15 protein-coding genes, 7 tRNA genes and 1 pseudogene are annotated in these 15,147 nt (G+C 54.3%); all 23 read right to left on the reverse strand.

What is annotated here, in order from left to right; genetic code table 11:
* Positions 1 to 149: 149 nt before the first annotated feature.
* The 23 genes and pseudogenes from EXR70_03295 to EXR70_03405 all read right to left on the reverse strand — a co-directional run bounded on the left by EXR70_03295 (position 150) and on the right by EXR70_03405 (position 14,947).
* Positions 150 to 542, reverse strand: coding sequence for a 30S ribosomal protein S9 (locus EXR70_03295; protein MSP37504.1), 393 nt, complete (start codon positions 540 to 542; stop codon positions 150 to 152).
* 13 nt (positions 543 to 555) lie between these two features.
* Positions 556 to 981: a 50S ribosomal protein L13 gene (locus tag EXR70_03300; protein ID MSP37505.1), complete on the reverse strand. Its 426-nt coding sequence runs from the start codon at positions 979 to 981 to the stop codon at positions 556 to 558.
* 49 nt (positions 982 to 1,030) lie between these two features.
* A tRNA-Asp gene (locus EXR70_03305) sits at positions 1,031 to 1,107 on the reverse strand.
* Positions 1,108 to 1,132: 25 nt separating this feature from the next.
* Positions 1,133 to 1,207 (reverse strand) — tRNA-Val (locus tag EXR70_03310).
* A gap of 273 nt (positions 1,208 to 1,480) precedes the next feature.
* Positions 1,481 to 3,946, reverse strand: a complete 2,466-nt coding sequence (locus tag EXR70_03315; protein MSP37506.1) for an endopeptidase La — start codon at positions 3,944 to 3,946, stop codon at positions 1,481 to 1,483.
* An 8-nt stretch (positions 3,947 to 3,954) separates the two neighbouring features.
* Positions 3,955 to 5,208: an ATP-dependent Clp protease ATP-binding subunit ClpX gene (gene clpX / locus EXR70_03320; GenBank protein ID MSP37507.1), complete on the reverse strand. Its 1,254-nt coding sequence runs from the start codon at positions 5,206 to 5,208 to the stop codon at positions 3,955 to 3,957.
* Between the two features lie 23 nt (positions 5,209 to 5,231).
* Entirely contained in the window at positions 5,232 to 5,834 is a 603-nt protein-coding gene (clpP, locus tag EXR70_03325) for an ATP-dependent Clp endopeptidase proteolytic subunit ClpP (GenBank protein ID MSP37508.1), read from the reverse strand.
* Positions 5,835 to 5,867: 33 nt separating this feature from the next.
* The gene (tig, locus tag EXR70_03330; GenBank protein MSP37509.1) at positions 5,868 to 7,202 is read right to left on the reverse strand and encodes a trigger factor; all 1,335 of its coding nucleotides are present in this window, start codon (positions 7,200 to 7,202) and stop codon (positions 5,868 to 5,870) included.
* A gap of 138 nt (positions 7,203 to 7,340) precedes the next feature.
* A tRNA-Leu gene (locus EXR70_03335) sits at positions 7,341 to 7,423 on the reverse strand.
* A 348-nt stretch (positions 7,424 to 7,771) separates the two neighbouring features.
* Positions 7,772 to 8,095, reverse strand: a complete 324-nt coding sequence (locus tag EXR70_03340; GenBank protein ID MSP37510.1) for a DUF971 domain-containing protein — start codon at positions 8,093 to 8,095, stop codon at positions 7,772 to 7,774.
* Between the two features lie 2 nt (positions 8,096 to 8,097).
* Positions 8,098 to 8,622, reverse strand: a complete 525-nt coding sequence (locus tag EXR70_03345) for a hypothetical protein (protein ID MSP37511.1) — start codon at positions 8,620 to 8,622, stop codon at positions 8,098 to 8,100.
* A 149-nt stretch (positions 8,623 to 8,771) separates the two neighbouring features.
* Positions 8,772 to 8,847: transfer RNA gene (locus tag EXR70_03350), tRNA-Lys, on the reverse strand.
* A gap of 90 nt (positions 8,848 to 8,937) precedes the next feature.
* A tRNA-His gene (locus EXR70_03355) sits at positions 8,938 to 9,014 on the reverse strand.
* A 21-nt stretch (positions 9,015 to 9,035) separates the two neighbouring features.
* Positions 9,036 to 9,112, reverse strand: a tRNA-Arg gene (locus EXR70_03360).
* Positions 9,113 to 9,217: 105 nt separating this feature from the next.
* Positions 9,218 to 9,294: transfer RNA gene (locus EXR70_03365), tRNA-Pro, on the reverse strand.
* Between the two features lie 43 nt (positions 9,295 to 9,337).
* Entirely contained in the window at positions 9,338 to 9,955 is a 618-nt protein-coding gene (locus EXR70_03370) for an XTP/dITP diphosphatase (GenBank protein ID MSP37512.1), read from the reverse strand.
* A gap of 53 nt (positions 9,956 to 10,008) precedes the next feature.
* Entirely contained in the window at positions 10,009 to 10,731 is a 723-nt protein-coding gene (locus EXR70_03375) for a ribonuclease PH (protein ID MSP37513.1), read from the reverse strand.
* Positions 10,732 to 10,795: 64 nt separating this feature from the next.
* Complete coding sequence (locus EXR70_03380) at positions 10,796 to 12,214, reverse strand: aldehyde dehydrogenase family protein (GenBank protein MSP37514.1); 1,419 nt, start codon at positions 12,212 to 12,214, stop codon at positions 10,796 to 10,798.
* An 88-nt stretch (positions 12,215 to 12,302) separates the two neighbouring features.
* Complete coding sequence (locus tag EXR70_03385; GenBank protein MSP37515.1) at positions 12,303 to 13,256, reverse strand: HD domain-containing protein; 954 nt, start codon at positions 13,254 to 13,256, stop codon at positions 12,303 to 12,305.
* 17 nt (positions 13,257 to 13,273) lie between these two features.
* Positions 13,274 to 13,572: pseudogene (locus tag EXR70_03390) on the reverse strand (YggT family protein).
* Between the two features lie 4 nt (positions 13,573 to 13,576).
* Positions 13,577 to 14,269: a YggS family pyridoxal phosphate-dependent enzyme gene (locus EXR70_03395; GenBank protein MSP37516.1), complete on the reverse strand. Its 693-nt coding sequence runs from the start codon at positions 14,267 to 14,269 to the stop codon at positions 13,577 to 13,579.
* Positions 14,270 to 14,416: 147 nt separating this feature from the next.
* The gene (locus EXR70_03400) at positions 14,417 to 14,701 is read right to left on the reverse strand and encodes a type II toxin-antitoxin system RelE/ParE family toxin (protein ID MSP37517.1); all 285 of its coding nucleotides are present in this window, start codon (positions 14,699 to 14,701) and stop codon (positions 14,417 to 14,419) included.
* A 15-nt stretch (positions 14,702 to 14,716) separates the two neighbouring features.
* The gene (locus tag EXR70_03405; protein ID MSP37518.1) at positions 14,717 to 14,947 is read right to left on the reverse strand and encodes an antitoxin, RHH family protein; all 231 of its coding nucleotides are present in this window, start codon (positions 14,945 to 14,947) and stop codon (positions 14,717 to 14,719) included.
* Positions 14,948 to 15,147: the final 200 nt, after the last annotated feature.

Consider the following 15,147-nt stretch of genomic DNA (forward strand, 5'->3'; position numbering starts at 1 on the left):
GCGGAACGGCGAGCTGAGGGCTGCGAATCCGACAAATACTGTCTGACTATTTCAGTAGATAAAAAAACTCGGCAACGATCTTACGACCGTGCCGAGTTTCGAAAACCAACAATAGTGAAGTAAAGACTGGTGCGAAACTTCCCAGCAAACTAACGCTTGGAATACTGCGGACGTTTGCGGGCTTTATGGCGGCCGTATTTCTTGCGTTCAACGGCGCGCGGATCGCGGGTGACAAAACCGGCTTTCTTCAGCGCGCCACGAAAATCGCCGTTGAGCAGCATCAACGCCCGGGTAATACCATGGCGGATCGCGCCGGCTTGGCCTGAGTTGCCGCCGCCGGTGACATTGACATCGATGTCTAGGCTACCCGCGGTTTGGGTCAGGTCGAATGGCTGCATGACGATCATGCGTGCCGTCTCACGGCCGAAGTACTCTTGCAACGTGCGATCGTTGATCGTGATTCGGCCCTTACCTGCCCTCAAGAACACCCGCGCGACGGAAGTTTTTCTGCGTCCGGTCGCTGTAAATACTTTGTCCGCCATCGAATCGGTACTCCTACGCTTGGACCGCCAAGGGTTGTGGTTTCTGGGCATCGTGAGGATGCTCAGGACCGGGGTAAACTTTGAGTTTGGTAATCAGCTTTCGGCTCAAGCGATTTTTCGGCAACATGCCTTTGACCGCCAACGTTACCAGATCTTCGGGCTTCTCGTCGAGCATTTGCGCCGCTGTCCGTTCCCGCATACCGCCGGGATATTCGCTGTGCCGGTAATAAATTTTTTGATCCAACTTGGCGCCAGTGAGCTTGATTTCTCGCGCATTGATAACGATGACGAAGTCGCCGGCATCTTGGTTGGGCGTAAAGATCGGTTTATGCTTGCCGCGCAAAACATTGGCGATCTGCGTGGCCATGCGGCCGAGGATTTTTCCTCGGGCATCGATCACATGCCACTGTCGCTGGGTCAGTGCTTCCTCTTTTGTCATCTGCTATCTCCGCTCACTAATTCTGCGTTTCAATGCGGCACGAGGAAAATGGCGGGGCCGACGAGACTCGAACTCGCGACCTCCGGCGTGACAGGCCGGCGTTCTAACCGACTGAACTACGACCCCGATATTTGTTCCTCGCGCACTCGTTTGGTGGGCGGTACAGGGATTGAACCTGTGACCCCCGGCTTGTAAGGCCGATGCTCTCCCGCTGAGCTAACCGCCCGCGACTAAAACCGCCCACTCGATTTTTTCACTAAAGATGAACATGATCAATCTCGTAGCCGTGGTTTAAATCGGCACGCGATCGTCGTGACTTGGTGAAAAATTAAGTCCTAAAACCAGAGGGACTTACGCGCTAGCGAAGCGAGCTAATTTTTTCTTGAATCGGTGTCCCAACAGCAACGAACTAACAGCCCTGCCCGTGCAAGGGGCTGTTATAACAGCACGTATGCCGGGTGTCAAACCACCCGGCACCGTTTTAGTTCAATTTTGGAAGCTATTGAGGGAGAATTTCGGACGCAGGAGCATTCTCGACCTTTTCTCCGAACGCCGGTGCATCGTCTTTCGCGCGAATTTCGACCGGCGCATTTTTAAACAAGTTCTCTGGGTGGTCGAGTATGAGCGCTTTCTTCAAAACTTGGTCGACGTGGGAAACCAGTTCAAGCTCCACGGCCTTGAGCACCACCGCGGGAATCTCCTCGATGTCTTTTTCATTTTCCGAGGGAATCAACACTTTTTTGATGCCGGCGCGATGGGCGGCCAAGATTTTCTCTTTGAGCCCACCGATCGGCAACACGTTTCCGCGCAATGTAATTTCACCCGTCATCGCCAAATCGTTGTGCACCGGAACCTTCAACAGAGCGGAAACGAGCGATGTCGCCATGGTGATACCCGCGGACGGACCATCCTTAGGAATCGCACCTTCCGGCACGTGGATGTGAACATCGACATTCTGATAGAAATCCTTGTCGAGGCCTAATTCCACTGCACGCGAACGCACGTAGCTCATCGCCGCGCGCGCCGACTCTTGCATCACGTCGCCGAGTTTTCCAGTAATGATCAACTGGCCTTTACCCGGCATGACGGTGACTTCGGTGGCCAACAATTCACCGCCCATCTCGGTCCACGCCAGGCCTGTGGTGACACCGATCTTTACTTCGGTGTCCGCCTTGCCGTAGCGATACTTGTTCGGGCCGAGATACTTGTTCAGTCCCTTGGTGCCGACTTGGATCTTGGCATTGCGGTCTTTGCGCACGACTTCAACCGCAACTTTACGGCAGATGGAAGCGAGTTCGCGCTCGAGATTACGCACCCCAGCTTCCTTGGTGTAATGACGGATGACGCCGAGCAGCGCGTTGTCGGTGAAAGCCAAGTTCTCCGGTGTGAGACCGTTGGCCTCCTTCTGCTTTTCCAATAGGTATTTTTTTGCGATGCTGAGTTTTTCCAGTTCCGTGTAACCGGCGATCCGGATGATCTCCATACGATCCTGCAACGGCCGTGGAATTCGATCCAACGAGTTGGCGGTGGTGATGAACATCACCTTCGACAGGTCGAAATCAAGATCGAGATAATGATCATTGAAAGAAGTATTCTGCTCCGGGTCGAGAACTTCGAGCAACGCCGACGATGGGTCGCCACGAAAATCCGTCGACATCTTGTCGATCTCGTCCATCAGGAACACCGGATTACACGAGCCGGCTTTTTTCATCGATTGAATGATTTTCCCCGGCATGGCACCGATATAGGTGCGCCGGTGCCCACGGATCTCGGCCTCATCGCGCACGCCGCCGAGAGAAACTCGAATAAATTTTCTTCCCGTGGAACGGGCAATGGAACGGCCTAAAGACGTTTTGCCGACGCCTGGAGGACCCACTAGACAGAGAATCGGCCCCTTGATCTTGCCGACTAAACTCTGCACTGCGAGATATTCGAGAATGCGTTCTTTGACCTTTTCCAAGCCGTAATGATCTTCATCAAGAACCCGCTCCGCCTCGTTGATGTCGAGCTTGTCATCGGTGCTTTCATTCCAGGGCAGACTGACGATCCAGTCGATATAGTTCCGCACCACGGTAGCTTCCGCCGACATGGGCGACATCATCTTTAGTTTCTTGAGCTCTTTTTCCACCTTGTCTTTGGCTTCGGCGGAAAGCTTTTTTTGCTTGAGCTTATCTTCGATCTCTTGAATCTCGTTCTTGAACTCGTCTTTTTCTCCGAGCTCTTTCTGAATCGCGCGCATCTGCTCGTTCAGGTAGTATTCTTTCTGCGAGCGCTCCATCTGCTTTTTCACCCGCGAGCGAATGCGCCGCTCGACTTCGAGGATTTCAATCTCAGCGCGCATGTGGCCGAGCACTTTTTCCAAACGCTCGGCAGCGTTAAAAGTCTCGAGCAAATTTTGTCGGTCGTCGAGTTTGATACCAAGATGAGCCACAATGGTGTCGGCCAATCTTGCCGGGTCGTCGATGGAAGACACCGACATCACCATCTCGGGTGGAATTCTCTTCTTGAGCTTGACGTAGTTCTCGAAAGTCGTGTGCACCTCGCGCACCAAAGCGTCGATCTCGGTATTGCGCTCAACCTGTTCCGGGGCGTCTTCCACTTCCACCAAGAAAAAATCCGGATTAGCGACAAAACGCACGACCTTGGCGCGCTTCTTACCTTCGATGAGAACCTTCACGGTGCCGTCTGGGAGCTTGAGCATCTGCACCACCGAACCCAAGGTGCCGATCTTATAAATATCGTCCTCGGCAGGCTCGTTAGTCTTGGCATCTTTCTGGGATGACAAGAAAATCAAACTCTGCTTCTGAGTCGCTTCCTCAAGCGCCTTGATGGATCGTTGCCGGCCGACGAACAGCGGCACGACCATGTGCGGAAATACGATAATATCCCGTAGCGGCAGCAGTGGTACGCATGTCATACCGGATGTTGGGTCCTTGTCGTCTTTTTTTTCATTCCGAAACAGCATTATCCCTCCTAAGCGCTCTCCGCGGCCTTGGTGTAAACGACGATTGGAGGTTCATGTTTTTCCACGACGTCTTCGGTAATCACCACTTCTTTGGTATTCGGCTGCGACGGCATGTCGTACATGGTATCCAACATGATATTTTCCATGATCGCACGTAATCCCCGGGCTCCCGACTTTCGCTTCATGGCATCGCGAGCGATCGCCCGCAGCGCTTCTTCAGTGAATTTCAGGTGCACGGATTCCATATCGAATAGCTTCGAGTACTGTTTGGTCAAAGCATTTTTCGGCTCTTTCAAAATGCGCACTAGCGCTGACTCATCCAATTCGTCCAACGTGGCGATCACCGGCAAGCGGCCGATAAATTCCGGAATCAGACCGAACTTCAACAAATCCTCGGTCTGCACCCCGTGCAGCAAATCGCTCGACAGTCTGCCGTCCTTATCTTCGAGTTGCCCGCCAAAACCCATGCGTTTTCGTCCGGTCCGCTTACGAATGATATCATCAAGGCCGACGAACGCGCCACCACAGATAAATAAAATGTTGGTGGTATCCACTTGCAAAAACTCTTGCTGCGGATGCTTTCTCCCACCTTTGGGCGGTACGCTGGCCATGGTGCCTTCGATGATCTTGAGCAGCGCCTGTTGCACGCCTTCGCCGGAGACATCGCGGGTGATCGACGGATTGTCAGATTTACGCGATATCTTGTCGATCTCATCGATATAAACGATGCCCCGTTGGGCCTTCTCGACGTCGTAATCGGCGGCTTGGAGTAGATTGAGAATAATATTTTCGACGTCTTCACCGACGTAACCGGCTTCGGTCAAGCTGGTTGCATCGGCAATAGTGAAAGGCACTTGGAGAAAGCGCGCCAGAGTCTGCGCTAAAAGGGTTTTGCCCGAACCGGTCGGGCCGAGCATAAGAATATTGCTTTTCTGCAGTTCGACATCGCCGGTAACCATCTGGCTGTCGATACGCTTATAATGGTTATGCACCGCCACCGCCAAGATCTTCTTGGCGCGCTCTTGGCCGATCACATACTGGTCGAGGACCCGTTTGATTTCGGCGGGTTTGGGCACGTTCGACGACGAGCTGAGATTTTCATCGTGATCGCACTCTTCAGCGATGATGTCATTGCATAGATCGATGCATTCATCGCAGATGTAAACAGTCGGACCGGCGATCAGCTTGCGGACCTCGTCCTGACTCTTACCGCAAAAGGAGCAGACGAGATTTCCCGATCCATGTTCACCGTGCTTTGCCATAGATCCCCCGGTTAAACTGACATCTACAATTTCTTAAGGCTTTCGGGACGACTCGCGATCACTTCGTCAACCAAGCCGTATTCCTGCGCCTGCTTGCCGGTCATGAACATATCGCGATCGGTATCTTTCTCGATCTTCTTTAAACCCTGTCCAGTATGCTTGGTCAAAATACTATTCAACTCTTCGCGCATCCGCAGAATTTCCCGGGCTTGAATGTCGATATCGGTGGCCTGGCCTTGAAATCCACCCAACGGCTGATGAATCATGATGCGCGCATGGGGCAAGGCGAATCGTTTGCCCTTGGCGCCGGCGGCTAATAAGACCGCGCCCATACTCGCCGCTTGGCCGACGCAAACCGTAGAGATCTGCGGCCGCACGTACTGCATGGTATCATAGATCGCCAGACCGGCGGTGACAGCACCGCCCGGACTGTTAATGTAAAAGAAAATATCGCGCTCGGGATCTTCCGACTCGAGAAAGAGAAACTGCGCGGTGATTAGATTGGCGACTTCGTCAGAGATGCCGGAACCTAGAAATACGATACGGTCCTTAAGGAGACGCGAATAGATATCGTACGCACGTTCACCGCGGCCGGTTTGCTCTACGACAATGGGGATGAAATTCATCGGTAGCTAAACCCCTGGTTCACAAAAATTATTCTAGCTCTTTTCACCGGTCTCATCAACCCTAGAAACGGGTGGATCGACTTCTTTTATTTGCGCGCGCTCAAGCAAGTAGCCGAGCGTTTGGTCAAACATCATCTGGGCGCGCAAATCGTCACGCGCTTCCGGCCGCGCATAGTATTCGCGCACACTTTTAGCCCGCTCTCCGGACGCACGGGCAAGGTTATCGACACGTTCTTGGATGTCTTTATCGCTGACGGCGATTTTTTCCAGCTGGGAAATTTTTTCCACCAGCAAAGTCGCTTGCACCTGGCGCGTTGCCCGTCCTTCTAACGTCTTGCGCGCTTCTTCCATAGGTGGCGCCGCTTCTTCACCGTCGGCAGCGGGCTGGCCGGCGATTTGGGTCTGGTAACGCTCCATCAAATACCGAGTTTGACGCTCGACCATCGAAGGCGGCGTGACAAAGCTGTGGCTATCGATCAAACGACTGACCAGTTTTTCTTTGAGATCTTCGTCTTGATAATGTTTGAGTTCATCTTCCAGCCGCTTACGGATCGCCGCCTTGAGCTCATCCAAAGATGCATGCTCGCCATGATCCTTGGCGAACTCGTCATCGAGGGTCGGCAACACCTTTTGCTTGATCTCGCGAACGACGAGAACAAAGTCGATGGCCTTGCCAGCGATCTCTTTATTCGCATAGGTTTCCGGATAGGTAACTTGCACGGTTTTTTGATCGCCGATCTTAACGCCCACCACTGCTTCTTCAAACTGCGGCAACGATTGACCGGAACCGACTTCGATCACATAGTTCTCACCCTTGCCGCCGGCAAACGATTTCCCGTCGATGCTGCCGTCGAAATCGAGGTTGACGAAGTCGCCGGTTTGCACCACGTCGCGTCCGACCACCGGCTCCAACTGAGCGTGGCCCTCTTGGATGCGTTTGAGCGCATCCTGAACTTGATCGTCGGAGACGGCGATTTTTACTTTTTCGACTTCAACGCCCAAATAATCCTTCACTGCGATTTCCGGCTTGATCTCGAACACCGCGGAAAAGGAAAACCCCCCGGCCTCGCTGAGTTCTTCAGCTTCGACCTCGGGCCGCGAGACCATTTGGATGCCGCGTTCTTTGATCGCTTCGCCCAATGACTCTTCGACCAAGTGCGAGCGCACTTCGCTTTTCACATCCTCGCCGTAAATACCTTGCAGCACGCTGCGCGGAATCTTGCCGGTACGAAAGCCCTTGACCTGCACACGCTGGCCGAGATTTTTATAGGCGTAGGCAAATTCCTTAGCCACCGCCTCAGCCGGCAGCTCGACGCGAATCTTGCGCTGCACCGGACTCAATTCATCGATGTCGATTTTCATAGTCACTTAACAACTCTCGGCGTTTTCGTTGTCGGTAGTCGGCAAAACACTTGAGCGCTGCCGACGAAAACAATCACCGATTAGCCATGCCACCTTTCTAAATTATCGCTCGAGCCAATTTCTCCCCGGCCAACATCGAGAGTCTGGTGCGAGAGGGGGGACTCGAACCCCCATGGTTGCCCGCTAGATCCTAAGTCTAGTGCGTCTGCCAATTCCGCCACTCTCGCAAAAACTGGACAGGAAGGGAAAAATCGTTGAACCTCAAAGACTAAGGCTGGAGATTAAGAACTAGCCGGTGGTAAGTCAAGCAGCAGCGCGCCAATTCGCCCGCGCCGAGGCTGGGAATCGACAATCAGTCGCGGTGCCAACGGTGCAAAGCGCGCTGTTAATCCTCCGATAATCGGTAAACAAAGCAGTCGAACGCTGGTCCAGATGGCTAGTCAGCGACGCGCCGGCAATGGTAGCAACACTGGGACTGACCCAGGCGCGAACTCTTGCCGCCGGCGCGGATGATCGTCGAAGCATTCAGAGCATCATGAATGAATGTTGATCGACTGTGTGGAGGAATACACCAACTACGCTTTGTCGCCGGCCACAGCCGCGCAAGCGCGACAAGGACAGAGCGAACGTAGGTAGTCAAAAGTATAGATGCCGGTGCTATGACCGTCTTGCCAGTGCAGTTCGACGGCGTAGTTACCGACGCCGTGAATGCCATCGAGCTGCGCGCCGGGCACGTCGATGAAACGACGCTGGGAGCCGTGGCCTTGGCACAGCGCGCAGGGGCAGTAGCCGCGCAAATATTCCTGCTCGTACTCGCCGACATGGCCGTCGTCCCAACTGATGCGCAAAACCCCGCGAGTTTTTACATGGTTGAATTCGGTGGGAAAGGGCGCCGCCATGGTTAAAACTCCACCAGGCCGTCGCCGATAACAGTCATGAAGCCGATCTTATGGCGATTGACTAAATAGGTGCGCGCAGTCAAATCTTGACGATCCAACAAAACCGCATCAGTCACCGGTATAAACGGACTCTTCTCCAACAATAAATCGTACACCATCGTGCCTGGAATCAGATGGACGGATCCTTGCCGCATGTAAGGTCCGACACTGAACAGTGCTCGGCTGGTTTCCTTCTGAACGTAAAAACTCTCAATGCCGCTGCGTTGGTTCTGACTGGTCGAGCTTAAGTCGGCGATCAACAGCACTTCGCGCACGTAAACCATATACTCATCGGCGCCCAAGGCGATCGGTTTGCCGTTGGCGCGCTCCAAGGTGGCGTCCTTGAGCGAAAAAACGTCCTCGCCATCGCGCGCGCCGAGGTAATTGCTAAGCCGGCTCTGCTGGGTTACCAACACGCCGCGCACGATCGCGCCCTGGAGGTAAACCTCCAACGGCATGGTGTAGGTGAGCGATTGTTCTTCTGTCATCGGCAAGCGCCGCGGCGATCTCGGGAAGCGTAAAATCGCCACCGGCCGCGCAGGAATTATGACACCGCACAGTTGTCTTAACAATAGAACATCGCGGCGTGACGACAAGGTATCGTGACGCGCCGCGATCTTCTGGAGATGGGAGATTTTGGTGGGCCGCCGGAGGGTCGAACTCCGGACCCGCTGATTAAGAGTCAGCTGCTCTACCAACTGAGCTAGCGGCCCATGATCTGACTGCGTTCGGAATCGCAGATTTCAAATTACAATTGCCAGAATTTGGAATCTGTAATCTGAAATCTGTCATCCCAAAATGGATGGGGTGAGTGAAGGGACTTGAACCCTCAACCCCTGGAACCACAATCCAGTGCTCTAACCAATTGAGCTACACTCACCGCACAAACGACAACCCAAGCTGGTGCGCCAGAAGGGATTCGAACCCCTGACCTACGGCTTAGAAGGCCGTTGCTCTATCCACCTGAGCTACTGGCGCAATAAAAAAGTACTGAGTAACGAGTGCTGAGGCATGATTCCGCTCCGTCCCCTCAAAAACTACCCAACACTCAAAACTAAGCACTCATCACTCAGCACTTCGTGATGGTCGGGGCGAGAAGATTCGAACTTCCGACCCCCTGCGCCCAAGGCAGGTGCGCTACCAGGCTGCGCTACGCCCCGTCAAATTTAACCACGGGTTATTTTACACAGCGACTTCATGAAATCAAGGTGACAGAGCGAAATCGCGCAGCGACGGCAACGCCTCGGCGAATCTTTTCAGCGCCTTGCCGCGATGGCTCACGGTCGCTTTGCGCTCTCGATCGATCTCGCCGAAGGTTTTTCCGAACGGTGGAAAGAAAAATAATGGATCGTAACCGAAGCCCTGGCTGCCGACACGCTTAAAGCCGATGCGCCCTTCGCAGGTTTCGCGGGCGAGCCATTCTTTCATGCCGCCCGCGCCAGGAATGCAAAGTGCTAAGACGCAAACGTAGCGCGCCGTACGCTGTTCCGTCGCGACGGCCTGTAATTCACCCAAAAGCTTGTCGTTGTTCCGTTCGTCATCGCCCTCGACGCCGCAATAGCGCGCCGAATATATCCCCGGCGCGCCGCCCAAGGCGTCGACTTCAATGCCGGAATCGTCAGCCAAAGTCATCAATCCGGAAAATTGCGCTAGTGTGCGCGCCTTCTTGAGCGCGTTCGCTTCGAACGTGTCGCCGTCTTCAACCACCGCCGGTGGATCGGGCAAATCTTTTGAAGAAAGTATTCGCAGCGACAGATGACTGAGGAAAGCCTGTACCTCGACAAACTTCCCGGGATTGGTGGTGGCAACAAGCAGATCGATCACAGATTTTTTTTGCGCCGTTTGCGCTTTTTGCGGCCAATCCCTCTCCGCTCTCAAGCCACACTCGCGATGATTTTCTTCTGCGCTTTCATCAAATCCTTGATCCCACCCTGGGCGATCTCCGCCATCTTTTCCATTTCTTTACGCGTAAACGGCTCGTGCTCGGCGGTGCCTTGGACTTCGATGAACTTTCCCGCGCCGGTCATAACAAAGTTCATATCGACATCGGCCGCGCTATCTTCGACGTAGCACAGGTCCAATAAGATCTTGCCGTCGACGATGCCGATACTCACAGCGGCGACGGCATCTTTGAGCGGATCGGCTTTGATAACGCCCTTTGTCAACCAACCGGGCACTGCCGTGGCCACCGCCACATAGGCGCCGGTGATCGACGCCGTGCGGGTGCCGCCGTCGGCTTGAATCACGTCGCAGTCGATCCAGATCGTCCGCTCGCCCAAACTTTTCATATCGGCGACGGCGCGCAGGCTGCGGCCGATCAAACGTTGAATCTCGTGGGTCCGGCCGCCGACCTTGCCGCGCGACGATTCCCGGCCGATGCGTTGTTGCGACGAGCCCGGCAGCATGCCGTATTCCGCGGTGATCCAACCCTTGCCGCTGTTGCGCAGAAACGGCGGCACCCGCTCTTCGAGCTTCGCCGTGCAAATCACTTTGGTATCGCCCATTTCGATCAACACCGAACCATCCGCTGTCTTGATATAGTTCGGCGTAATCTTCAAAGCCCTCATCTGGTTTGGTTTTCTACCATCAGCTCTCATTCGTAATCCACTTCCAATTCTTAAATAGAATTTCTTGACTATTGCCTGTTGCCTATTGCCTTCTTCAACTATTCAAATGAAACACCACCATCTTCAACTCCGTCATCTCATTGACGGCATACCTGGGCCCTTCTTTACCGAAGCCGGAATCTTTCAGCCCGCCGTAGGGCATCAGATCGACGCGCCACTGGGAACCCCAGTTGACGTGCAAGTTGCCGGCTTCCGCTTCGCGGGCGAACTTCATCGCCCATTCGACATTGTCGGTGAAGATTCCCGCGGCCAATCCGTAAATACTGTCGTTGGCCAATGCGATCGCTTCCTCGATGCTATCGAACGGCGTCACCGCCAGCGCCGGTCCGAATAGCTCATCGCGCGAGATGCGCATGTCCGGATGGACATCCGCCACCAGCGCCGGCACATAGATCGCGCCGCGCCGGCCGCCTCCCGCGACTAATTTGGCGCCGCCGCGAACCGCTTCGTTGATCCAGTCATCGACGCGTACCGCTTCGCTCTCTTTGACCATCGGACCGACTTTATTTTTCTCGTCGAGCTGGTTGCCGGTGGTCAACGCTTCGACCTTGGGCTTTAATGCCGCGAGAAGATCGCCGTAAACTTTTTTCGACGCCAGCACGCGCTGGGTCGAAATGCAGGTCTGTCCGGCGTTGCCGTAACCGGTCATCGCCAACACGGTCGCAACTTTTTCCAAGTCGGCATCCGGCATGACGATCACCGGACTGTTGGAGCCAAGTTCCATGGTGACTTTTTTAATCCCCGCGGTGCGGCAGATGCGCTCACCGATTTCCCGGCTACCAGTAAATGTCACCTTACGCACTCTACGATCGGCCACCAAGGCATCGCCGATCTCGCCACCCGAACCGGTGAGGCATTGAATCCCTTCCGGCGGCAAACCCGCTTCGAGCAATATCTCAGTTAATTTTATCGCCGACAGCGGCGTATCGGACGCCGGCTTAATAATGACAGTGTTGCCCGCCGCCAACGCCGGCCCGACTTTGTGACAGACTAAGTTCAACGGGAAATTAAACGGCGCGATCGCCGCCACCACACCGCAGGGCACGCGCAAGGTGAAACCGAGTTTCTTGCTGCCCGTGGGATCGGCGTCCAACGGCACGGTCTCACCGTGCAAACGTTTTGCCTCTTCCGCCGAACCCATCATAGTTTCCACCGCGCGGTTCGCCTCGCCGCGTCCTTCGGCGATGATTTTGCCCTCTTCTTTGGAGATAATCTGGCCCAACTCTTCGTTGCGGTCGGCCATCATGTCCGCCGCTTTGCGGAGAATTTTCCAGCGCTCGTAACTCGACATCTTCGCCATCACCTTGGCGCCGCGCTCGGCGAACGCCAACGCTTTTTCCAGATCGCCGGCATCGGCTTTGGGTACGCTGTCGACCAGCGAATTGTCGAATGGATTGGTGACGTCGATTTTTTTCGCCTTATCGATCCATTGGCCTGCAACAAAATTCTTCACGACGACAAACCTCCGGTTTGAATTCCAAATTCAAAATTCCCGATTACAAAGTGTTCAATTGGAATTTTGCATTCTGCAAACTAAAATTTCATTGCTCCTCAATCTTATTTCTAAAGAAGCTCCGCCCATAGGCGCGATGAAACGCCGACCACTTCGACCCTGGCTCTTTTTCCGGCATATTTTGAATCGCCTGAATCTTGCCGTCGAGATCGTCGAGAGAACGCAAGATAACGGCTTCCAAGGTCTGCGGCAACTTGGGCGAGCCGAATTCGTAAGCGCCGTGATGACTCACCAACATATGTTTGACCAACAGCGCCAACTCCGGCGGAAAACCGGTGATCCCATCGATCTTTTTCGTCACCATCTCGACTTCCATGACCAGATGGCCGAGCAGCTGGCCGGCGTCGGTGTAGTCGAAGGCGCGATCGAAGGAGAATTCGTAAACCTTGCCGATGTCGTGGAGAAAGCCGCCGACGAGCAGCAAGTCGACGTCGACACCGGGATAATTGTCGACGACTTTGAGAATCAGCTTGAGCAACAACAGCGTGTGCTCCAACAGGCCGCTTAAATAAGGATGATGAATCGTCTTGGCGCCCGGCGCTTGCTTCAACAGCCGCATCAATTCGTCATCGGCGAAGCACGCCTCAGCCAGCCCCAGCAGATGGGGATTTTTCATCGCGCGGAGAATCGTTTGCAGCTCCGCCAACATCGTCTCGGGGTCGTTGGCGCTTTTGGGCAGAAAATCTTCAGCGGCAACCGTCGACTCGTCGACGCGCACGACATCCTGCACGCGGATCTGAACTTTGCCCTGGAACTGCGTCGCCTGGCCGCGCACGCGCACGAAGTCATTTTTAGCGAAGCCGCGGCCGAGATCGTCGGCGCGCTCCCACACTCGCGCTTCGATCTCGCCGCTGCGATCGAGCAGCTTGAGCGTCAAGTAACTACTGCCGCCCTTGGTCACGCCTTGGGTTTTCGACGCGACCAGAAACATCTCATCCACCGATTGACTCTCGCGAATATCGACAGCGTACAGAGATTTCATCTGAAACCCTCCATTCGTCACCTTAATTTTGTTGCCAGATCGAAAAGCGTCTGGACCAAGAAGTGTTGAAGAAACACCGTCGCGATCAAAACTATCACCGGCGATAAATCGTAGCCGCCGTACACCACTGGCCAGCGCTCGCGGATGCGCCGAAACAGCGGTTCGGTGGCGCCATGAAGAAAGCGCACGACGGGGATGTGAAAGTCAGCCTTGGTCAGCGACACCACGACCGCGCGATGATGATCCACATGTACGCCCACAACACGTAGTCGAGCACCTGCGCAACAGCAAACAGAAGATTGGCGAAGATAAACATATTCTTATTTGCTGCGCGGCCCGAACAACGCCGTGCCGACACGCACAATCGTCGCGCCCTCTTCGATCGCCACGGTGTAATCGTGGGTCATGCCCATGGACAGTTCCGTTAGTTGAATGTTGGGCAAGCGCAGTTCATTTAACTGATCGCGTAACTGGCGCAGCTCACGAAAATACGGACGCACTTCTTCAAGATTGTCGCGAAACGGCGGCACGGTCATCAAGCCCTCGACACGCAAATGCGATAGTTTGGCGATCTCAACGAGTAAAGGCATCAGCTGATCTTTGCCAACACCGGACTTGCTCTCCTCACCGCCAAGATTCACTTCGACCAGCGCACGGATCGATTTACCACGATTGCCTCCCTCTTTGTCGAGTTCCTGCGCCAAAGCAAGATTATCCAACGACTCGATCACATCGAACAGCTCGATCGCAACCTTCGCCTTGTTGCGCTGCAAATGGCCGATCATATGCCACTCCACGGCATCGACAATTGAATTCTTTTTATCCGCCGCCTCCTGAACATAATTCTCACCGATCAACGTCACCCCCGCCCCGATCGCCGCGCCGATCGCTTCGACGCTCTGCGACTTGGCGGCGGCAAGCAGCCGAACCCCACGCGGATCGCGCCGCGCCTTCACAGCCGCATCCGCGATCCGCTCGAGAATTTTTCGATAGTTGCCGCCAACATCGACCATGAGGGAAATTGCTTACCACAACGAGAGACAGATTTCACTCTCAGATCTACCACTCGCCGAAACTTATAGACTTAGTGCAAAATGAGGCGGCACTAGCGATTCTAGTAATTGTAACGGTACAGGCGGCGTGTTGAGAGAAAGAGACGGCTATTGAATTGCAAGACGCTTTTCGATGCGCTGGTAAACATCGCGGCGATTCATGATGCCGAAAATCCAAACTTCGCGATTCACGACCTTAAACACAATGCGGTAATCGCCGACGCGCAGTTTCCAATAACCTTTCAAAGTCCGCCGTAGCGGTTCGCCATAGCGCTGCGGCTCGGTGGTTAAACGAGTTTCGATGGCACGCTGAATGCGCCGGCTGACATCGCGATTGAGGACCGGAATATCTTTGGTCTTAACGTCGGGATGATAAACCAGCGTGAAAACCATGACGCGGCTCGAATTCTATGATCCCCACACTTGCTTATGGGTCAGCGTGCGCGAGCGCCGAAAGCTCTTTTCACGTTCTTCGGCGAACTCAGCCAGGGCGAGATCTTCTTGCGCGTCGAGCGCCTCTTTGACCAGGTCGCGAATTTTCAATGAGAGAGAGATTTCCTCATTGGCGGCCAAGCGTCGAACACTTTCATACAATGGTTTTTCGAGAACAACATTGATTCGCGGGTTTTTGGCTCGCATCGTTTTTCTCCTTGTCGAGGAGTGTACCACTTGTGCCGCACTCACGCAAAATAGATGTGTCGTGGCAACGTCAATATGTCATGTTAACAGCAACGCGATTATGTCAGGGTAGTGCGTTGGGTTGAGGTCGTAAGTTAGAAACCTGGCCATAGCGGAACCCCACCTTGTTGGAGTTGGTTCGATATAGGCCAAGTGTGTGC

The sequence above is a fragment of the Deltaproteobacteria bacterium genome, from assembly GCA_009692615.1.
GTDB lineage: Bacteria > Desulfobacterota > Binatia > UBA9968 > UBA9968 > DP-20.